A 21678-nucleotide genomic window follows, 5' to 3' on the forward strand; every position below is an offset into this window, starting at 1 on the left:
GTTTAAAGTAGAATAAAAAACACTGAAAAAACCACTTGCTTCAATCGAAAAAAAGTTTTACATTAAAGTTAGCACTCTAAGTGAAAGAGTGCTAAGATGGTTTCAAATGTTTATCACTGAGGTGAAAAATGAGTAAAGATTTATACGCAATGGCACTCACAGTTGGACAGCAAAGCGCTAGTATGGACGGCTACCTTCAAGCGGTAAGCACTATACCTATGCTAGGTGCTGAGCAAGAAAAAGAGTTGGCGACTCGCTTACAGGAAGATGGCGATCTTAACGCTGCAAAGCAGCTCATCATGTCTCACCTTCGTTTTGTTGCACATATAGCTAAAGGTTATTCAGGTTACGGTCTACCGCAAGCTGATTTGATTCAAGAAGGCAATATCGGCCTGATGAAAGCAGTAAAACGTTTTGACCCATCAGTGGGCGTACGTTTGGTTTCATTTGCAGTGCATTGGATCAAAGCCGAAATACACGAGTTTGTACTTAAAAACTGGCGCATTGTTAAAGTTGCGACCACTAAAGCGCAACGCAAATTGTTTTTTAATCTTCGTAAAAACAAAAAACGTTTAGGTTGGTTTAACCAAGCTGAAGTTGCTACCGTAGCGAGTGAGCTAGGTGTGAGTGAAAAAGAAGTTCGTGAAATGGAATCGCGCATGAGCGGCCAAGACATGGGCTTTGATTTAACCGGTGACGACAGCGATGACGCACCAACTAGTACCTATTCGCCTGTGCAATACTTAACTGATGGCAGTAATGATTTAGCTGAAGAAGTTGAACAGCAACAATATCAAGAGCAATCTCATACACGTTTATTTAGTGCGTTAAAAACCCTAGATGAACGTTCACAAGACATTGTTAGTGCTCGTTGGTTATCAGACGATAAAGCAACACTGCAAGAACTGGCTGAAAAATACAGCGTATCTGCAGAGCGTGTTCGTCAACTTGAAAAAACAGCGATGAAAAAGTTACAAGCTGCAATGAGTTAATCACAGTTTTACAAAATTATTAAAAGCCCTGCATGAAAATGCTGGGCTTTTTGCGTTTAGGGAAGCTATAAGTTTTAAGCGATAAATCATAAGTAGCAAAAATAATATGGATTTCATACAGGGCGACTGCTCCGTCGTCACGGCTATTACTTTTGCTTAATTTAATATAATGACTAGGGTCTGTTGATCTTTCAAGGTTGAATTTGCAGCAGTCTGTTTGGTATTTAGGCAAGGCAGAGCCTATGTGGTGTGGTTATTCCCCATAAATAGGCTATAACGCAGCATCAATGCCAAACAGGCGCTGCCCGAAGGGTTCTGCCTAGGGGCAATTAACTCTTTGTTACTCGGCTTTTACTTAGCCCACTAGGTTACAAACTTCGCGCCGCGATTAAATTGCCCCTAGTTTGAACAAATATTAATCCGCAAAGGTCAACAGACCCTAGGCGTTACAATTATTTTAAATAAAAATATACGTGCAGTATTTATACCGTGCTATTTATTTACACTCGTTAGGTTATTAATTTAAGTTTTACATTGAATTAATAATGATTCTTTTTATATTCACTTAAATCACTGATTTTAATTTATTATTCAAATCTTGTATGCGAAAATAGAACAAGATTGAGAATTGCCTCTCAATTCATACTCTAAATTAAGCTAACCCCAAGCTGTATTTATATCCGTATTTCAATTTAATTAAAGTCAGTATTAGCACTCAATATGAATTCATATTCACTAAAGAAAAAAATATTATTATCGGTTGTTCTCGCCCTCGTAATTGTTGTTGTATTATTGTCATGGTATAGCTACTCCACGCAAAAAGCGTTGTTACTGCAAAACAGTGTTGATAGTGTGAGGCAAGCAGGTAAACAGCAAGCCGCGCGCATCGAAGCATGGCTAACCGATCGTCAGCGAGTGATCGCTTCTGTCGCCACTAAAGTCGAAGGTGATACGCTTAATGCATTGCAGCAAGCACAGGTATCTGGCGATTTTCAATTAACCTATTTTGGTAACCGCGACGGGCTGATGGTGGACTCTGATCCCAGTATTGACCGCTCAGGTTATGATCCTAGAACACGTCCTTGGTATCAGCAGTCACAACAAGCTCGTAGCAGCATAATTACCAAGCCTTATTTGGATGTGGCCTTTAATCTATTGGTCGTTACCATAGCTCATCCAGTGCGCAATGGTGTGGTTGGCGGTGATGTGTCAATTGCGAGTATTGTCGATAGCGTTAGCAATATGTCTCTACCGGCAAACGGTTATGCCATCATGATGCATGAAGACGGTACTGTGATCGCCTATAAAGACTCAAGTAAATTGATGGGTAAAATTACCAATATTGAGACTAAATTAAGCAGCCGACTAATCGAATCAAGTAGCCAAACAGGCCAACTTACGCCTGTTTATTTTGAAACTGAAGCTCGGGATAAGCTACTTTGGGGGGAAAAAATCCCCAATACAGATTGGCAGCTAGTTTTTGTACTCGACAAACAAACGTTAGAGGCACCATTAGTAAGCTTGATGGTCACCCAGTTAGGACTGGCAACGTTAGCACTGATCATTAGTGTATTATCTATTTCTTGGTTGTTAAGTTTGCTACTAGGGCCACTAAGTCGCGTGTCGCAAGCGTTATCTCGTATTGCTGCAGGCAATGGTGATTTAACTCAGCGTATTACAGTCGACAGCCAAGACGAAGTTGGCATGTTAGCTGATAGCTTTAATAGTTTTGTAAGTAGTCAACATCAGCTGATCAGTCATATTCGTCAACTAGCGACTGATCTAGACTCAGATGCAGAGAAAAGTCTGTTAACCAATCAATCAAGCGTTAATGAACTACAGCGCCAACAGCAAGAAGTTACAATGGTTGCTACCGCAGTTACAGAGATGTCCAGTGCTACTCATGAAATTGCAGCTAACGCTGAAAATACCGCTGCCGCATCCCAGCAGTCGGCGCAAAGCAGTATTCAGGGGAAAAGCTTAGTTGATAAAACCAGAACCACGATTAACTCATTGGCATCAGAAATTGATGAAACCACAGTAGTGATCAGTGAGCTGAGCCTGCATGCACAAGCAATCTCAAGTATTTTAACGACGATTCAGGAGATTGCAGAGCAAACTAATTTACTAGCATTAAATGCTGCGATTGAAGCGGCGCGTGCCGGCGAGCAAGGCCGTGGTTTTGCTGTTGTCGCAGACGAAGTTCGCGTGTTATCACATCGTACTCAAAACTCTACTGCAGAGATTTATACCACGATTGAAACGTTGCAAAATACCACTAAAAAAGCGGTTAGCTTGATGGATAGCAGTAAAAGTTTAGCTAATAACAGTGTTCACGATGTCAATGCCGCAGCACAAGCTTTAGAAGAAATTACTCAAGCAGTGAATGAGATCTCCGACATGGCGGGGCAAATTGCAGTCGCAGCAGAAGAGCAAACTCAAGTAACAAATGAGATCACCCGAAATACGGTCGCAATTAAAGATGTCACTGATGAAATCACGGCATCAGCAACAACGCATTTAAGCCAAGCAAAGGTACTGAAAGACCGCGCCACTGACTTAAATGAAAAAGTCGCCACCTTTATCCTGTAGTTTGACATTATAGCTAGTAGGGCAGATATAGCCCTTCTAGCTTTAAGCTTCTAGTTTTAAGTGGTAAGTTTTAAGCCATAAGTGACAAACGCAGCCACCACTATCTTCTTGTCCTCTTGCGAAACATTATAGAAAAAGAACTTTAAGTTAATTATTCACAAATAGGTTAGAGGCGCCGCGCTTTAGAGTTATCAACATAGGTTGGTTTGAGCGCAGCGAAATCCAACGAAAAATATCCAAACCTATAAACTACAAAGTTTTGACTTATCGACTGTCTTGAATGTGCCAGATATAGTCTTTGAACCTTAATAATCTATACTTTGAATTGTTGAGGTTATGTGCTCTTTACTTACGAATATTGTGCCAGCATCATTTAATGATCACCGCTTTTCTTTCGAAGTATTGAGTTACTTTACTCAAAACGAATACTCAGGGCTTGCCTTACAAACGCTGTCTATATTTCTTTCGAAGAGTAAAGAATGCATAACAAATTTCAATAATCGGAGATTTGGCATGAATACTAAAAATGATAACTTTTCTGCATATGTTGGCCTTGATTGGGCTGATAAAAAACATGATATATGTGTGCAGGTTAAAGACGAAGAGTCTCGGGCGTTTAGCGTAATTTCTCACTCACCTGAATCAATTAATGATTGGGTTGAGGCATTACATAAAAAAGTAAAAGGCAATATTGCTGTTGCAGTTGTAATGGTCAACAAATTCTGTAGAGATTCTAAGCGGCATTTTTTAATTCATTATATTTCTGATGTGGCGTCATATAATTAAGCGTAGAATGCCTACGTTTGTAATTGTAAAACTGAATATAACTGTCCACCTCACTTATAACTGAATGATGATTTATAAATGACAGGCGATTCAGTCGCTCTGTTTTTAAACTTCTAAAAAATCGCTCCATTACTGCATTATCCCAACAATTACCTCGACGACTCATACTTTGTGTTATAGTTAGTTGTGATAACCGAGCTCTAAACGAGGCCGCAGAATACTGACACCCTTGATCGGAATGAAACATCAGTTGATTAAAAACCGGCTGTTGACGCTTAATAGCATTATTCAATGCTGCTATAGCCAATTCAGCATTTGGGCTTGTTGATAAGGCATACCCTACAACTTCCCTCGTTGATAAATCTAACACACAGGCCAAGTAACTCCACCCTTGGTGATTCCTAATATAGGTAATATCACCGACCCAATGCGTGTTATGTGAATCAGGGTTAAACTCTCGTTTTAAGAGGTTCTGTGCGTACTTATGTTCATCACCTGAATTAGGGTAGTAATGTTTTTTCTTCGGCCTGATGGCTTTTATATTCAACTTTTTCATCAGTGCCGCTGTTTTATATATTCCAATCGTATGATTTAACGCATTCAATTCAACGTGCACTCTGCGTCTACCATACGTATAACCGGAATCGTCAGCGATAGATTCAATTAACGCCAGCAGTGCCTGCTCTGACTTATTTGGCGTGACTGGCGCATAGTAATAACTACTTGTACTGACTTCTAAAGCACGACACAACTCAGATACCGTATAGCTTGGGGTCGCTTTCTTCAACGCTTTAATTACTTTAAATTTTGATTGTCGCGAATGAAGAAAGCGGTGGCTTTTTTTAATATATCATTATCCCTTAAAGCGCGCTGTAGCTGCTTCTCTAGCAATTGAATACGTTGCTGCTCAGGTGTTAGTGCTTGTACATTTCCCGGGCTCTTACCATCTAGCTCAGATAGATATTGTTGCTTCCAACGTGATACTGCTGACTTTCCTGCGCCAGACATCTCTTCAATTTGCTTATTGGTATAACCTTCTTCTACCATTAATTTGGCATATTCAAGTTTTTGTTGTGCACTGAGTGTTACTTTTGATTTTCTGGTCATAGTGATACCTTTTTGGTTTAGCTCATTTTACGCTATAAACCTCTCCAGTTTCATTAGACCATTACAAGTTGAGTTAAATAAAGGACCTATAGTATACGTCTTGCAAAAATATAGCTTTGTTACAGTTTATCCTATTCATGGATTAACCCTTGCTCGATACAGACAAGCTATGTTTCTCAGCGGTTCAAAAGATGATCCTTCAGACGCTGAATTAGCATTAGATATGATGCTGAATTATCCAAAGAAGATTACCCCCTAAAACCAAGCAGCGAGAAAACGAGAACATTAGCCCTTCTTGTCGAACAACGTCGATTACTTATAGACGAAAAACGCAGGCATGCGAACCGAATCATTAATGCTCTAAAGCAATATTATACACAGCCCTTAGAGTGGTTTTCACATAGAGATACAGAGCTATTTTGTAATTTTCTAATTAAATTCCCAAACTTAAATGAATTGAAACGCGTTAGAACAAATACAGTTGCCAAACTATTAAACTCCAGAGGAGGGCCCACTGTTAAGAAGACCCCAGAACGCATTGCATCTATAAAAGAGGCAATTCCTCTTACTAACGACGAATCTTTAATTATACCTTATCAAACGTTTGTCATCGCATTGGCTAAACAGATGTTGGTATTAATTAACAATATTCGAGAGTATGACTCACAAATAAGCTCAATTTTTACCAGTATGGATGACGCCTCAATATTTGCTTCACTTCCCGGCACAGGCCCTTGCCTTGCTCCTAGGCTTTTAGCTGCTTTAGGGGAAGATAAATCTCGTTTTAGTAGCGCACAAGAAATACAAACCTATGCAGGCTTATCGCCAGTTACAGAGCGTAGTGGTCAAAAGAGCTGGGTACATTGGCGCTGGCAATGTTCTAAATTTGTCCGTCAGAGCTTTATAGAGTGGGCTTCGAAAAGCGTAGGGCAATCTTATTGGGCGGGCATTTATTACGCACAGCAAAAAGCGAAAGGTTCACCTCTTTTAGTGGTAGAAAAAACTTGTTGAATGCCTCAGGTGTTACCAGCAATGCAAAAATGATCCACTTCAACAATTGAAATCTGATCCAGTTAACTTAACACTGGTGCTTTTGGATAAGCACCATGATTTCAAAAGAAGAGTTCATGAAAATAAAAGTCTTAGCCATGCAAGGCATGTCTCAACGAGCCATCGCTAAACAATTGGGCATATCGCGCAACACCGTTAAAAAATACCTTCAAGGTGACTTTGACGAGCCGCATTATGCTACTCGTAAAACGGGTATTTCAAAATTAGAGGCATTTAAACCGTATTTACATTCTCGATTAGCTAAAGCCGCTCCAATACATTTATCAGCCGTTGTTTTACTCAGAGAAATTAAAGAGCAAGGCTATACCGGAGAAATATCGTTACTACGCCAGTACTTGTATCAATATCGAGGTAGCGTTGAACCCCAACCCATTATTCGCTTTGAAACAGAAGCGGGCAAACAAATGCAAGTTGATTGGGGCCAAATGCGAGGTGGGAAATCACCACTGCACGCCTTTGTCGCTGTTTTAGGCTTCAGCCGTGCATTGTTTGTCGCAATCACTGATAACATGCGCTATGAAACACTCGAAGCGTGTCATCGCCAAGCCTTTGAGTATTTCCAAGGCATTCCACAGCAAGTGTGGTATGACAATATGAAAACAGTGGTAATAGAGCGTGATGCTTACGGTGAAGGCAAACATCGCTTTAATCAATGCTTTTATCAATTTAGTAAAGAAATGGGGTTCATTCCAAAGCTCTGTAAACCCTACCGCCCACAAACAAAAGGGAAAGTAGAGCGAATGGTGCGCTATGTGCGCGATAACTTTTATCAGCCATTAGCCACTAAATTATTTGCCCTTGAACTTACTTTGGACGTTGAAACAGCCAATGTTGAAGTCATTAACTGGTTGAACACAGTGGCTAACCAGCGCATTCACGACACAATAAAAGTAAAGCCCGCAGATAGATTAAAAGAAGAGCAAGCGTACCTACAACCTTTACCCCCGCTCCAACCTGTTGCACCACCACAGCCGGCAGAAGTGGCTATACCTGTATTTGATATGTCCTTCGAGACTCACCCGTTACATCATGACTTAAACATTTACGCGCAATTCTCGGAGGCACTATGAACTTGCAACTCGCACGCTTACATGAACTAACGGAGGAGCTGCAACTCGCCGGTGTTGAAACAAATGCAACAGCGCTAGCGCAGCAAGCAGCAAAAGAGGAATGGGATTATTTACAGTTCTTAGAGCGCGTACTGCAAGGTGAGCAGGCGTACCGGCACCAACGTAAACAGGTTATGTTTACGCGTATGGCTGGATTTGCGTCATTAAAATCGCTTGAGGAGTTTGACTTTACGTTTGCCACCGGTGTGCCCAAAAAACAAGTTAACGAGCTTGCCACACTCTCGTTTATTGAACGAAAAGAAAACGTCGTTCTGCTCGGGCCATCAGGTGTAGGCAAAACACATATTGCCAGTGCGCTAGGTTACAAGGCAGTGCAAGCAGGCTTAAAAACCCGCTTTATTAGCGCGTCTGATTTAATATTGCAATTAACCACAGCGCAACGTCAAGATAAGTATAAACAAGTGATGCAGCGCTCAGTTCTGGCACCCAGGCTACTAATAATTGATGAAATAGGCTATTTACCGTTTAGTGCTCAGGAATCTAAATTATTGTTTGATGTCATTGCAAAGCGTTATGAAAAAGGAGCGGTCATACTCACCAGTAACCTCCCATTTGGACAATGGGGGAGCATTTTTGCGAATGACACAGCGTTAACATCAGCGATGTTAGATAGAATTTTACACCACTCACATATTGTTCAAATTAAGGGGGAAAGTTATAGGATCAAAGAAAAGAAACAAGCCGGATTAATGGAAAACCTTAATAAATAGTGGATCATTATTCAAATGGTGGAGTGGATCACTTTTCGGTTGTTGTTGACATCAGGGCGTGAAGCGGACTGTGGATGGTACTAACTCGTTTATGCCCCTTGTCGCGTTAAGCCTATTACTTACTCATAGCTTGTTAAGCTGACTTTGCCCTACTCAAAGTTATCCGAGCGAGTTGATAAATCATCATTCTTGCTATTAGGTGGCATTTTGCCCCCCCCCCTTCACATGGCCTAACTAGTTAATTGAACCAAAAGGAAAAAGATTACTACATTATGGCAGAATGTAAGACTATGATTTATGTCTAACAAGGGTTCTATGGAGTAACGGCTTGAAAATAAGAAAACAGCCCATATATTAAATTTGCGTACAAACTGTGTATATGTCCTTTTTTAAATGTAACAAGGAGTTTGATAATGACGATTTCCATTGATTGTCCAAATGAAGATTGTGGTGCGGCTTTCTCAGTTAATACTGAAGATTTTGAGAGCCAATCTGAAAGTTCTGGTAACCATACCACTCAATATCTAGAAACTGGTTCGGTTAACTGCCCTGAGTGTGAAACTGAAGCTAATGTAGAAGTTCTGTCTGATATTCTAAATGATACTGGTGAGGTATTGTCACAGGAAGTTAGAGTATCGTAAACCAATATTGCCTCCATGCTATCGAACTTGAAAGGTAAACCACATACAAGCGTTTATAGTTCCAAGATACTTTTTCTAATCTGGTAGAAACGGTTTAGATCTATAAACCTAAACCGTTTCTGGACAAAAGCCTTTTAGAGTTACTTCCCTAAGCTACTCGCTTAAAACAAATTGAGATAGGGTAAAACTAAACTAATTGCTGTAAGTTCTATACAAAACGATCATAAGGAAATTGCACGCGTTGAAGAACTTTAGTGGACGTACGTTCGGTTTGATTTGGGCTATAGCCTTGCATTCGCCCTCTTTCAGAGATCAAGTGCAAGTTTTTCCTTGCTCTAGAGCCAATAACATAGAGAAGCTTCTTAGCACTATCTTCTGATGAGTCATTAAAATTAGGAACTAACCCCTCAAGTAAACCGAATGATATAACTGCGTCATATTCACCACCTTTAACCCCGTGGATAGTAGAAACTTTTATTCCACTTCTCGGCTTAAAAGCTCTTCGAAATGCCTCTATATCTGTAGCAAATTCCTCGCTATCTCTGCGGAGCCTGTCTATGCGATCTTCTGTACTACTCAAAAAAGATTCATAGTGTTCTTGCAACATTGGATAAAGAGAGTAATCAACCCCTAATCTTTTGAATAGCTCATCGAAGAAATAGCATAGGTAAGTAATTCCGTCCTCCTCGTCTATTGAAATTGAGTTAATTGATTTTAAGAGTTCTTTCGAAGTGAAAGGGGCTATATCCACCATTGCAATTTCTAAATCATATAAAATTTCAGATGCCCACCTTAAACGTTTGACATACATGCTAGGGGAGGGCTCAGTGAGAATAATTCTTGTAAGCTTGTACCAGAAGTTCTCAAGGTCTCTAGAGAATGGTACTAAACCAGGGCCATCAAAACTATATTGAGGCAACCGATTCACTAAATTTCGTGTTAGTGCAGCTAAATGCGCCCACCAAGGAGCAATTACGCAAATATCACGCTCAGGGATATTGAAATTTTCAATGTTGTGCTCAATATATCGACTTACCTGCTCAACTAAGTCATCTTTGTGAGTTACTTGATCATAGGTTATTGTACTCTGATAATCTCTCTCACTACCTTCTGCACTAGTTGCACTAGTTGCACTTGGGCTAACATTATAATTTCGATAATACTCTATAATCTTTCGTGAGCTTCTATAATTTTTATCCAAAGACATTGAAGCAAATGAAGCAGCGGTTAAAGATTCAAGTTCTGTATGAGATATTGCATAACCACCTAATGATGTATATATGGCTTGGTTTGGGTCACCTACTATAAATGTTGTCACTTTACTCGGATTAGCCCTCATAATGCTCGCTACAATTGAATACTGAATCTCTTTGGTATCTTGATATTCATCTATAAAGAAGTAAGAAAAAAGATTAGATAATATTTTTGATATAGCGACCTTGTTACGTAGGAGTTCGTAAGAGAAGTACAATATCTGTTCAAAATCTATTTGGTGATTATTGTCTAGGTGTTGATGATAAGCTTCCAGAACACTAGTAGCTAAGCTCCCACAGCTTCCTGTAATATTCAGCCCTGTTGGTGTATAAAAATGTGAACATTGGTAGTATGTAATATATTGTTGAGGTCGTAACCCAAGACAAATATTGGTTATAATATCTTCACTATCATATGAGTTAATGACTTTGAAACCGTTTTTAAGCCTGTCATGGTATAACCCATATGGTTTTATAATCCACTCTAAGCAAAATGAATGAATCGTCCCAATCCATAGTTGAGAAGTTTCAACTCCTAGTAACTCTATTCTCTCACGAATTTCATCAGCTGCACGATTCGTGTATGTAATTGCTACAATCCATTTCTTTTCATCGGTCAACTTAGACAATTCAAGAGCAATTTTATACGTTAATGTTCGTGTTTTTCCACTACCTGGGCACGCCTCAAGGAATACATTACCCGCTTGTCGAATGGCATCCACTTGCTCATCATTAAGATCATCTTTATCCCATACGAACATCACTAAATCCTTTCTAGCAAATGATGATTTTCTGTTGGGAAATCAGCTATAAATGAAGCCTTAATCTCATTGATGTCATCGGTAGCCGAGTCGAATACATCCCATTTAGTCGCAAATACTTCGATACCTGTTTCCAATGGTAGCAGATAAGCTTCACACCGAGCTTTTAGGTTCATGTCTCCATCCGCGTCAGCTTTTTCTATGTGCTTTTTACCTTCAGCGACATGCTCCTTAATAGAGTTAAATCGATAGCTTAGTATTTTAAAGGTAAGAACTGAATCAAATTCACCATGTGCAAATTTGATTGCCTCAAGAATGTACTCTGGAATTACTACTTTAAAGTTGATCGCCTTTCCAAGAGTAATAGCAAACCAGCCCTTACCTTGATGATTCGCCATCGTTAATGCCCTCATTCCAGATGTGGCGATATCGGCTTTAGATAGATCTTCCTTGGCTGTGACTCTTGTTGCAGGATCAACGTAAACGTCTTCAACAACATTTTTAAGATATACGCTATTAGAAGACTTAATAAAATCTACTTCAAAAGTGTGTTTTGCATAGAAAGGGCTTAACCAAGGGTTATTATCGCAGAACTCATCTAGTATAAGTTTACGATTAGCTCCTGACTCCTCTGAACCTTTAGCTTTTCTCTTTTTATTCTTTAAAGCTTCACTATCCTGTTCTTGGATTTCAGTATCAAAAAACGCAGAGTCTAGGTCAGTAATAATACTACAGCGTTTCCTAATACGTTCATCGTTAAAGAGCGTTGCGATATTTTCGAATCCTGTACTTCTTATATTGACAAGACTAATTCCCATCTCATCCAAGCTTATTCCTGTTGATTTTTTAAACAAAATGGGTATTAGGATTTCTTCTGCATCACCTTCAACTAAAATGACACTTCGTGCAAATAATAGATTGCTTCGAATAGCATCTAGATACCGCTGAACGAAGCCACTTTGCTCATTGGTCAGCCCCTTAGCTGGTTGGAAAACCTCACAATTGCCATCTACCAGACCAATAATGTTCATGTTTCTTATATTGCTGACCTCTGAAATATGCGATGAATGGGTCGAATAAATAATTTGAGTATTTTCGTACTTGATGTTGTCGAACAATGATTTTTGAATATGCGTATGAATATGAGCTTCTGGTTCCTCTATCAATAAAAAATTTGCGATTGATTGATTAGAGTTTTGATACTTAAACTCTAAAATTTTTAATGTGAGGTATAAAAGATTAGCGCCCCCTAAACTCATTTCATGAATAGCACCTTCATACCCATCGTTTGACTCAGCAACAAAAAGCTTCAAGGACTGAAATAGCTGGTCTGAATCATCTGTCAAACTTGAGCGGATCGAGATTGAATTTGGAGAATACGTATCTCCAACTGTATCGCCTACTGTTGATGCAATGTCATCTCTAACATCACAAACGTCATTTAGGCCTTCAATATTCTCATTCAAAGTCCTAATCAACTCAGCTATTGGTTGAAAATCCTCTTGGGAAATTTCACCCGACTTACTTTTTAACAGTGTTAGTAGGGGGTTTGTTCTATTGTTGTGGAAATCTGAAACCACATCTCTCAATGCCTTAATAAAGGTGAATGAAACCTCATTCGGCATATTTAGGATATATGGTAGTCGTATCCCAATTTCTGGGTTGCTTAACTCATTTGGAAAAACAACAGCATCAAAGTCACCTACAATAGCTTTATATACTTCTGGATCAGCAAAATTCGCAGTACTTTTTCCAGTTAAAACCGTTTCATAGTCATCTATTGAGATATCATTTAAATACTCTTCTAACGCTGGAGTGTCGCCAACGGGGATTGTTGAAATCGCTTGGCGTATATGAGCTTTAGGTCTGAATATGAGGTTGTAGGTTGCTTTGGTTACTATCTCTTCTTCACCTTCGATATTCCCATTTCCATGGAGGAACAGTGACTGACTAGCTTCATCACTAGAAATATCATCGAACTCACAACTTATGATAATCCAGTGACCTTTCCAACTACCTAGCGCTCTACAGAAATCACCCTCAGACAGTTTTGTCGACGACCTAGGCATCGAGTTGTCAAGCAGCAATCTCAGGGCTCGAAATAAGTTGGTCTTACCTGATGCATTCTCACCAATCACAGTGTTGATACCTTTGTTAAAGTTAAGTTTGACATTCTTAAAATTACGGTAGTTAATTAGGTTTAAGCTACTAATATGCACTTTGTTATCCTTTACTTATCGGCACGCAACACGACATCACTGCCTAAATCATCTGATGAATAATGTACCACGAAGTGCATAAAACGAAGCTTAATTTTGATCACACAAGAGAATGGCAGGTCAGCTTTTATACAATTGGTGATGAAATGTATTTCCTCATAAATGCGAGGACAAATTAAAAGATAATTTTTTGTATGGTGAATTTCGTTTTTAGTAATTTTCTGAAAAATTAGCGAAACACGTTTAGGGGCAGAGACGAGTTACTCTTGAATGTCCGCTTTGGCACTTCCTGTAAATAAAAAGCGCATATTGGGTGGTGTGAGGGCTGGAGGTTAGAGACCTCCGGCTACCCGATTAGGTTTTTCATACAAACCAAGTCCACAATTATTACAACGCCGCTTTTTAACAAATGATACTTTTTGATTTGATATAAACGGAAGCGAACATTGAGGGCACGGAAAACGCGTAATCCTAAATGAAAAAACCAATAATAAAATTAACCACAAAACAAAAGCTGCAATTACTGTGACAGCTGGATTCATAATATAACTAAGCAGAAAGGCTGCAAACATATTAATTGGAAGCCCGAATATTAAATATGATAGCGCAACCCAATTGTGTATTCTGTATGTTCGCCACTCCTTTGGTACACGCTTAAACATTCGAGAAACCTTACATTTTAGTATTTATGCGACACGCTGTTTGCGTTGCATAATCACTTGTTGGATTGAGGCGCTACCGGCCCGGTGTGTCAGAGTTGGTGTTGTTTATACTATGGGAACTTGTTTTTATTGCCTAAGCGATATCAAGCCAACTTTACTGGCGTGTCTATCGTATCTAAGCTGTCCCTGCGTTACTCAGCGTTTATTATGTATCCATTAAACCTAATGTTTAACCGTTAAGCAATTATATTTAGCCAACCCCAATGACTGCTGATCGCTCGAAGCCGTTACTCAATTTTATTCTTACATCGTTAGGTTTCGTTGCTCTCAACCATAACCTACGTGGTTAATTTTACGACGGACTATTCTGTTTTCCTAGAACCTAGAACCTAGAACCTTTTCCCTTGTAACTTTAGAGCCTACCTCGCACTAACCCCTTTATGCTCAGCTTGCGCGAGTTGTATATATTTACGCTCTACTAGTTGTGATAGCGGCACGAGTTCAAAACCTTGTTGTTCAAGTTCGGGTAGCATGCGCTGTAAGAATTCAATGGTTTCAGGGTAAGGGTGGGCAATCGCGATGGCGAAGTTATAACGTTCGGCTTTATACTTTAGTTCGTTGAGGCGAAATTGTAACTGTTTCTCATTGGGAATATTATCTAAAAACACATGGCGGCCGACATTTTCAACGCCATATAAGTTGGCAACATTTTGCGCTTGGCTTAAGCCTGTAGTGCGGCTATCTAAAAAGTACAGGTTGCGCTTTTTCAGCACTTCCATAGTCCATTTCATGGGCAGGCTTTCTTGAGTAAGTGCTGAGCCCATATGATTATTTACACCTTTGACCTGCGGTAAGGTTGCAAGCGCATTGCCGAGGGTGATTTGTAATTGTTCTTTACTCATATTGCTGGTGAGTGCGCCGGGGCCAAGTGCTTTGCTGCTGTCGAGTGCTTGCATGGGAATATGCAGCAGTAATTCTTTATTCGACTTACTGGCTAGGCGCGCAAAAACTTGCGAATACGGGGTATGAGGCAAAATCGAGAACGATATTTTACCTGGTAAATTTAGGATTTCGAGGTCGCGTTGATGATTGCCAATATCATCAATCACAATCGCTATTTGCTTATTTGCGGCAAGCGTAGGCAAGCTAAAAAAAAGCCAGAACAACCAAGTTAATTTTTTCACGTTTATAATTTTTATTATCTTTTTTATAGTGAGCTAAAAGCTTTATTTCATAGTTAATAGCTGCTGTGCTTTTAATAACAGTGGATCAGCTGAGTCTTTGCGTGACCATGGCCGATCGTCATTTCCTTGTTCGTTTTTTATTATAACTACTTTATCAATTTGCGAAAGGGTTGATTGATTAATCGCCACATCGGGGGTTACTCCAATCCCCTCAATAGATTGACCCGATGGGGTAAAGTACTTTGCAGTGGTTAATTTTAGTGCTGTATTACCATTGCCTAATGGGATCAAAGATTGCACCGATCCTTTGCCAAATGATTGGCTGCCAATTAGTGTGGCACGGTGATTGTCTTTAAGTGCAGCGGCTAAAATCTCTGCTGCTGAGGCCGAGTTTTCATTAATAAGTACGACGATTGGCGCACCATTTAAAATATCACCTTTTTTGGCGCGAAAGTGCTGGTTTGCATCATAAAAGCGACCTTTGGTGGTGACTATGGTGCCACTTTGTAAAAATAGATCCGATACCGCTACAGCACTTTGTAATGTGCCGCCTGGATTGTCGCGTAAATCGAGCACTAAGCCTGTAAGTGGATTACCGTAATGGCTTTGCAGTGCTGTTATTTGCCGCGCAACATCATGCAAGGTGTGATTGGTAAAGCTATTTATTGCCAAATAACCAATACCAAACTCTGATAATGAACTGGTGACACTCTCTAAGTTAATTTCTGATCTAGTCAGGGTAAAATAAATGGCTTGTGGTGAATTACCTCGTTCAATCGTTAAGGTAACCGTTGCTGTGTCACTAGCTTTAATCATTTGCGCAACTTGATTGATGTCTTTATGTGCGACTGTTTGCTGATTAACGGCAAGTAGCACATCATTTATTTGTACTCCGGCAATGGCTGCGGGAGAGTCTTTAATTGTGTTTACAATAATAATTTTTTGTTGTTGCTGTTTTATTTCAATCCCAAGGCCTGTGTAGCGGCCATTAGTGCTGCTAAATAGCGCTTCTAACTCGTGTTCATTAAGGTACTTAGAGTAAGGGTCTAGCTGTGCGAGCAGGGCTTCAAATTGTTGACTGCTTTCAAAGCTTTGTTGCAAAGCTAAGTCTTCAACATAATAGGCATGGATATTAAAGAGGATTTCGTTTTTTTGTTGGCTTTTTAAATCGCCCACCGAGGTCACTGCAAAGCTATTAAAACTCAGGCACAAAAAAACGCTAACGAGTAATAAATAGCTTATTAGGATGCGATTAAAAGCAGAGTATTGTAACTGCTGTATTTGTAATTGTGTATTTAGCATCAGCTGCTCCCAGTGGGGTGCAGCTGTTTAATCAATTAAATGCGTCTGCACCATGTTACAGGATTTACTGCGCGTCCTTTGTGGCGTATTTCAAAGTATAGACCAGAATTTGCTTGTCCGCCGCTTTGACCAACTAAAGCGATAATATCGCCTTGGCGTACTATATCACCTACGTCTTTTAGTAAGGTTTGAGTATGGCCGTATAAACTCATAAAGCCTTCACCGTGGTCAATAACAATAACCCAGCCGTAGCCTTTTAACCAATCAGCAAACACGACTTGACCGTTGTGGACGCTATGCACATTATTGCCTTCATTAGCGCCAATTAATACGCCTTTCCAGTCAATACCACCGTGCTTATGTTGGCCGAAGCTGTGCTCAATTTTACCTTTTGTTGGCCAGTTTAATTTACCTTTACTGGCTGATAGGCCCAGTAACTCAACCTTTTTAGTTTTTTCTTTTTCAAGTTCTTGCAAGGTAGCTACTAGGGTTTTTTCATTATCTTTTAAGTAATCAATTGAGTTTTTGGTTGAGCTAAGCTTGGTTTTTAATTCACTGATGTTGGCTTTTCGTTGTTGTTGCGCTGCAATGAGAGCTTGATGACGATTGGCTTGCTCTTCATGGAGCACAACTAAGTGTTGTTTGGTTTTTTCAAGTTCGGTTTGTACATCCGCTATTTCAATCAGGAGTGCTTTTAGCTCATCAATTTGCTCAATGCGCGCTTTGTTGAGGTAATTATAATAACTTAATGTGCGTTCAAACTGTGCGGTATTTTCTTGATTCAATAGCATTTTAGAGTAGTCATGTCCGCCAGACATATAGGCACTTTTAATTTGTGCGGCGAGTGCATGTTGCTGCTCTAGGCGTTTTTCCTCAAGTGCTTCAGCTTGCTGCTGTTGCTGTTGTTGTTGTTTTTCAGTATCGCGAATTGATTGCTCGGCAATATTTAGTGCCTTAGCGTTTTTTGCGATCTCGAGTTCGTGCTGTTGCAGGTTCTTTTGCGATTTTTCGATGTCTTTACGCTGGGCGGCAAGTTCAGCTTGGCTTTGCTTTAACGCCGTTTGGATTTCGCTGAGATCTTTTTTAGTACGATCTTCATTAGCGACGGCAGGGGCCGTCACTAATAAAGTGAGTATTAACGCAGTAACAACGAGCGTACTAAAAATTAATGGGTTAATACTTTTATTCATGGTTTATTTCAATGTCATGATTGGTGTGCCAGTCATCTCGCTTGGTTGTTCCATGCCCATTAAGTGCAACATGGTTGGCGCAACATCACTGAGCGCTTTGCCTTCGCTTGGTGTTGCATCACGACCAACATAAATGAAATGAACAGGTTCACTGGTGTGTGCGGTATGCGCTTGGCCAGTTTTAAGGTTAGCCATTTGTTCAGCATTACCGTGATCAGCTGTAATTAATGCTTCACCACCAAATTTTTCAAGGGCAGCAACAACACGACCAATACAATGATCGACTGCTTCACAGGCTTTTACTGCGGCTTCAAATACACCTGAGTGACCGACCATATCGCCATTTGGATAGTTACAAATAATTGCATCGTATTTACCGCTTTTAATCGCTTCGACGAGTTTATCAGTGAGCATTTCTGAATTCATTTCAGGTTGTAAATCGTAGGTCGCAACTTGTGGTGATGGGATCAGCTCGCGGGTTTCACCTTCAAATTCATCTTCACGTCCGCCACTGAAGAAAAACGTCACATGTGCATATTTTTCAGTTTCAGAAATACGTAGCTGTGTTTTATGGTGTTTTTCAAACCATTCACCCAATACATTAGTCAAAGGGACTGTGGCAAAGGCTGCTGGTGCGTCGATGTCTGCTGCGTATTCGGTCAACATAACAAAGCCGCTTAGTGCGGGGGCTTTTTTCTTGGCGAAACCGTCAAAGTCTTTATCAACAAATGCGCGGGTCATTTCACGAGCACGGTCGGCTCTAAAGTTTAAGAAAATAACCGTATCACCGTCATTAATTTGTACTGCGTCTTGGCCTTGTGCTGCTATGGTAGTTGCAGCAACAAACTCATCGTTTTCATCACGTTCGTAAGCCGCAGCTAATGCATCAACACCATTTTCGTAGCTATGTTGTGCGATCCCACTGACCATTAGATCATAAGCTTGCTCTACTCGGTTCCAGCGATTATCGCGGTCCATTGCATAGTAGCGGCCAATGATTGATGCTAAGCGACCACAATGTAATTTGCTAAATAGCGCTTCAATACGTTCAATTGACGTTTTTGCGCTACGTGGTGGAGTGTCTCGGCCATCTAAAAATGCATGAAAGTACACTTCTTTAGCGCCGCGCGCTGCAGCTAATTCAATTGCAGCTACAATATGATCTTCATGACTATGCACACCACCTGGGCTTAATAAGCCCATTAAATGCACTGCTTTAGCAGCATTCACTGCTTTATCAATGTTTTCAACTAGTGTTGGGTTATGCGCAAACTCACCGTCATTTATTGCTTTAGTGATGCGGGTGAAATCTTGATAAACCACACGGCCAGCACCTAAGTTGACATGGCCTACTTCTGAGTTGCCCATTTGCCCATCAGGAAGACCAACATCTAAACCAGAGGCTGAAATTAGGGTGTGCGGGCGAGTTGCCCAAAGTTCGTCTAAAACAGGGGTGTTTGCCGCTAAAATTGCGTTGCTTTGGGTATCTTCACGGTATCCCCAACCATCTAAAATCATGAGTACGAGAGGTTTTTTATGTTGTGTCATTTTTGTTCCTGAAAATTAGCTCCTGCTTAGCCTTAGCATACCGTGTTTTGTGGTTATGATCAGCAATCAAAAGGGCATATTAAAATATTTCACTCTCTGGTAATTTCTAATCAAGCACGTATACTTGCGTGGCTAGGGCATTACCCTTACGTTTAACCCCAGTGCTAAAGGCGCGGGACAATTTTCATAGTGGAAGACGCATGGATCAATATATTGAATTTGTCGGTAATCATCCGATATTAAGTTTAGCTTGGGTTGCTTTAGTAGCACTCATCGTGGGCGGCTGGTTTAAAAGTAAGTTTTCAGCAATTCGTCAAATAAATCCGCAACAATTAACATTATTAATTAACCGTGAAGACGGTGTCGTTGTAGATATACGCGCACAAAAAGAATTTAATAATGGCCGTATTGCAGGCGCTGAGCACCTTAGCTCTGAAAAAGCGAAACAATCTGACTTCTCAAGCCTTGAAAAGTCTAAGAGTAAACCCATTATATTGGTATGTACCACAGGCATGACAGCCTCAGGTATCGCAACTGCTATGCATAAAGCTGGTTTTGAATCAGTTTATGTTTTATCTGGTGGTATGGGTGCATGGCAAAGTGCTGGTCTACCAACGACAACAGGTCGCTAATTAAGTTAGTTAGGCCGATAGAGGAATTGTTATGAGTAATGTTGTTCTTTATACCAAAGCGTATTGCCCTTTTTGTCAGCGTGCTTTAGCGTTGCTAACAAATAAAGGTGTGCAATTTACAAATATCGACATTGGTGTACAGCCTGAATTACGTGACGAAATGATCGCCAAAGCAGGTGGCGCGAGCACAGTACCGCAAATTTTTATTAATGATGAGCATATCGGCGGTTGTGACGACATGATGGCGATTGAAGCCCAAGGCAAACTTGACGCTAAGTTAAACGCTTAAGCATTTATTATAAAAACGATTAAAAGTTAGGAATTATCATGAACGAAGAAAATCAGAACGTAGCAGCACAAGAAGAAACTGGCGCACAATTTACGATCCAACGTATTTACACAAAAGACGTGTCTTTTGAAACGCCTAATTCACCTGCTATTTTCCAAAAAGAATGGACACCAGAAGTTAAGCTTGACCTTGATACACGTTCTAATAAATTAGACGAAGGCGTGTTTGAAGTAGTATTAGCACTGACTGTTACTGCTTCTATCGGTGAAGAAACAGCTTTTTTATGTGAAATTCAACAAGCTGGTATCTTCACTATCGCTGAAGTTGAAGAAGTACAACTTGCACATATGCTTGGCGCATTCTGCCCGAACGTATTGTTCCCGTACGCACGTGAAGCGGTATCTAATTTAGTTAACCGTGGTACATTCCCACAGCTTAATCTTGCACCTGTGAACTTTGATGCGTTATTCGCTCAATACATGCAGCAACGTGCAGCGCAAGCTGAACAGGCAACTGCAGACGCATAATTTATGAGTACAGCCAATTCAGCTGTTACTGTATTAGGGGCGGGGTCTTATGGCACCGCCCTTGCTATTTGTTTAGCCCGAAACGGTCACCAAGTGACACTTTGGGGTCGCAATAGCGATGACGTTGCCACGCTTGCAGCTGAGCGGAAAAATCAACGTTACCTACCTGATGTCACTTTTCCTGACACTTTACACCTTGAAGCCGACTTACACACCGCAGTAACTGCAAGCCAAGTGATCTTGGTTGTTGTGCCAAGTCATGCATTTGGCGATACGCTACAGCAAATTAAGCCTTCATTACTTGAAGGGGCACAAGTTGCATGGGCCACCAAAGGGCTTGAACCAGATACAGGCCGACTTTTGCAAGAAGTTGCCCAGCAAGAATTAGGTGATGATGTGCCACTGGCAGTCGTATCAGGCCCTACCTTTGCTAAAGAAATGGCGATGGGTTTACCTACTGCAATTTCAGTGTCGTCAACATCAACAGCCTTTGCAAAACAGTTAGCTGAACTATTGCATTGTGGTCGCTCATTTAGGGTCTATAACAATAATGATTTTATTGGTATTCAGCTCGGTGGTGCGGTTAAAAATGTGATTGCGATTGGCGCTGGTATGTCTGACGGCTTTGGTTTTGGTGCTAATGCGCGGACAGCATTGATCACCCGTGGTTTAGCTGAGTTATGCCGGTTAGGCTGCGCGCTTGGTGCTAAGTCAGAAACCTTTATGGGCATGGCTGGGCTGGGGGATTTGATCCTAACGTGCACCGATAATCAGTCTCGTAACCGTCGTTTTGGTTTAGCACTGGGTAAAGGTGAAAAGGTAGAGCAGGCGATAGCATCAATTGGTCAAGTGGTCGAAGGTTATCGCAACACCAAAGAAGTCTATTTACTTGCACAACGTACTGGTATTGAAATGCCGATCACTGAGCAAATCTATCAGGTACTTTATGAAAATAAAGACGTGAAAGAAGCCGCGATGGCTTTATTAGGTCGCGAGCAAAAATCAGAGTAACAGTGGCTTGTAGCTGCCAGCGTTTATGGGTTTGTATAAACGCTGGCAGTTAATCTAATAACTAACACGGT

The 21678-nt window shown here is 40.5% G+C and carries 17 protein-coding genes and 1 pseudogene; 11 read left to right on the forward strand and 7 right to left on the reverse strand.

Annotation, left to right across the window (positions count from 1 at the left end):
- Window positions 1–128: 128 nt before the first annotated feature.
- The 3 genes from rpoH (at window position 129) to PVK79_RS04335 (ending at window position 4370) form a co-directional block, all read left to right on the forward strand.
- Window positions 129–992 carry an RNA polymerase sigma factor RpoH gene (rpoH, locus tag PVK79_RS04325; RefSeq protein ID WP_145234811.1) on the forward strand — a complete coding sequence of 288 codons (864 nt, stop codon included), beginning with the start codon at window positions 129–131 and terminating at the stop codon, window positions 990–992.
- A gap of 720 nt (window positions 993–1712) precedes the next feature.
- A complete protein-coding gene (locus tag PVK79_RS04330) occupies window positions 1713–3584 on the forward strand; it encodes a methyl-accepting chemotaxis protein (protein WP_257325372.1) in 1872 nt (623 codons plus the stop codon).
- Window positions 3585–4097: 513 nt separating this feature from the next.
- The gene (locus PVK79_RS04335) at window positions 4098–4370 is read left to right on the forward strand and encodes an IS110 family transposase (protein ID WP_257325373.1); all 273 of its coding nucleotides are present in this window, start codon (window positions 4098–4100) and stop codon (window positions 4368–4370) included.
- Here PVK79_RS04335 and PVK79_RS04340 read toward each other — a convergent pair.
- Window positions 4318–5477, reverse strand: a protein-coding gene (locus PVK79_RS04340) for an IS3 family transposase (protein ID WP_257324972.1) whose coding sequence is annotated in 2 segments (ribosomal slippage) — window positions 4318–5204 and window positions 5204–5477 — 1161 coding nt in all. Because the reading frame shifts where the segments join, the coding sequence is not laid out codon by codon here. The two genes, PVK79_RS04335 and PVK79_RS04340, sit on opposite strands and share 53 nt — an antisense overlap.
- A 67-nt stretch (window positions 5478–5544) precedes the next feature.
- Here PVK79_RS04340 and PVK79_RS23515 point away from each other — a divergent pair.
- The 4 genes and pseudogenes from PVK79_RS23515 to PVK79_RS04360 form a co-directional block, all read left to right on the forward strand.
- Window positions 5545–6455 (forward strand): annotated as a pseudogene (locus tag PVK79_RS23515) (transposase); the annotation flags it as partial.
- A gap of 128 nt (window positions 6456–6583) precedes the next feature.
- Window positions 6584–7618: an IS21 family transposase gene (gene istA, locus PVK79_RS04350; protein ID WP_182762801.1), complete on the forward strand. Its 1035-nt coding sequence runs from the start codon at window positions 6584–6586 to the stop codon at window positions 7616–7618.
- A complete protein-coding gene (istB, locus tag PVK79_RS04355) occupies window positions 7615–8388 on the forward strand; it encodes an IS21-like element helper ATPase IstB (protein WP_182762799.1) in 774 nt (257 codons plus the stop codon). Before istA ends, istB begins: the two co-directional genes overlap by 4 nt.
- Window positions 8389–8801: 413 nt before the next feature.
- Complete coding sequence (locus PVK79_RS04360) at window positions 8802–9029, forward strand: hypothetical protein (RefSeq protein ID WP_257325375.1); 228 nt, start codon at window positions 8802–8804, stop codon at window positions 9027–9029.
- A 208-nt stretch (window positions 9030–9237) separates the two neighbouring features.
- Here PVK79_RS04360 and PVK79_RS04365 read toward each other — a convergent pair whose 3' ends face one another.
- From PVK79_RS04365 to gpmM, 6 genes are all read right to left on the reverse strand, one after another.
- The gene (locus PVK79_RS04365; RefSeq protein WP_257325376.1) at window positions 9238–11043 is read right to left on the reverse strand and encodes a UvrD-helicase domain-containing protein; all 1806 of its coding nucleotides are present in this window, start codon (window positions 11041–11043) and stop codon (window positions 9238–9240) included.
- Between the two features lie 2 nt (window positions 11044–11045).
- Window positions 11046–13262, reverse strand: a complete 2217-nt coding sequence (locus tag PVK79_RS04370; RefSeq protein ID WP_257325377.1) for an ATP-dependent nuclease — start codon at window positions 13260–13262, stop codon at window positions 11046–11048.
- 1081 nt (window positions 13263–14343) lie between these two features.
- On the reverse strand, window positions 14344–15108 hold the full coding sequence (locus tag PVK79_RS04375) for a divergent polysaccharide deacetylase family protein (RefSeq protein ID WP_257325378.1): 765 nt from the start codon (window positions 15106–15108) through the stop codon (window positions 14344–14346).
- Window positions 15109–15150: 42 nt separating this feature from the next.
- Window positions 15151–16410: a S41 family peptidase gene (locus tag PVK79_RS04380; RefSeq protein ID WP_257325379.1), complete on the reverse strand. Its 1260-nt coding sequence runs from the start codon at window positions 16408–16410 to the stop codon at window positions 15151–15153.
- Between the two features lie 35 nt (window positions 16411–16445).
- Window positions 16446–17600, reverse strand: a complete 1155-nt coding sequence (locus tag PVK79_RS04385; protein ID WP_257325380.1) for a murein hydrolase activator EnvC family protein — start codon at window positions 17598–17600, stop codon at window positions 16446–16448.
- Between the two features lie 3 nt (window positions 17601–17603).
- A complete protein-coding gene (gpmM, locus tag PVK79_RS04390) occupies window positions 17604–19148 on the reverse strand; it encodes a 2,3-bisphosphoglycerate-independent phosphoglycerate mutase (RefSeq protein ID WP_257325381.1) in 1545 nt (514 codons plus the stop codon).
- Between the two features lie 200 nt (window positions 19149–19348).
- Here gpmM and PVK79_RS04395 point away from each other — a divergent pair, with 200 nt between their 5' ends.
- From PVK79_RS04395 to gpsA, 4 genes are read left to right on the forward strand one after another with little or no spacing between them, the layout of a single operon-like run.
- A complete protein-coding gene (locus PVK79_RS04395; RefSeq protein ID WP_145235231.1) occupies window positions 19349–19780 on the forward strand; it encodes a rhodanese-like domain-containing protein in 432 nt (143 codons plus the stop codon).
- A 31-nt stretch (window positions 19781–19811) separates the two neighbouring features.
- Window positions 19812–20069 carry a glutaredoxin 3 gene (gene grxC, locus PVK79_RS04400; RefSeq protein WP_145235234.1) on the forward strand — a complete coding sequence of 86 codons (258 nt, stop codon included), beginning with the start codon at window positions 19812–19814 and terminating at the stop codon, window positions 20067–20069.
- A 38-nt stretch (window positions 20070–20107) separates the two neighbouring features.
- Window positions 20108–20596 carry a protein-export chaperone SecB gene (gene secB, locus PVK79_RS04405; RefSeq protein ID WP_145235236.1) on the forward strand — a complete coding sequence of 163 codons (489 nt, stop codon included), beginning with the start codon at window positions 20108–20110 and terminating at the stop codon, window positions 20594–20596.
- Window positions 20597–20599: 3 nt separating this feature from the next.
- Window positions 20600–21607: an NAD(P)H-dependent glycerol-3-phosphate dehydrogenase gene (gpsA, locus tag PVK79_RS04410; protein ID WP_145235238.1), complete on the forward strand. Its 1008-nt coding sequence runs from the start codon at window positions 20600–20602 to the stop codon at window positions 21605–21607.
- Window positions 21608–21678 lie beyond the last annotated feature (71 nt).

This window comes from Pseudoalteromonas rhizosphaerae, from assembly GCF_028885455.1.
Taxonomy (GTDB): domain Bacteria; phylum Pseudomonadota; class Gammaproteobacteria; order Enterobacterales; family Alteromonadaceae; genus Pseudoalteromonas; species Pseudoalteromonas rhizosphaerae.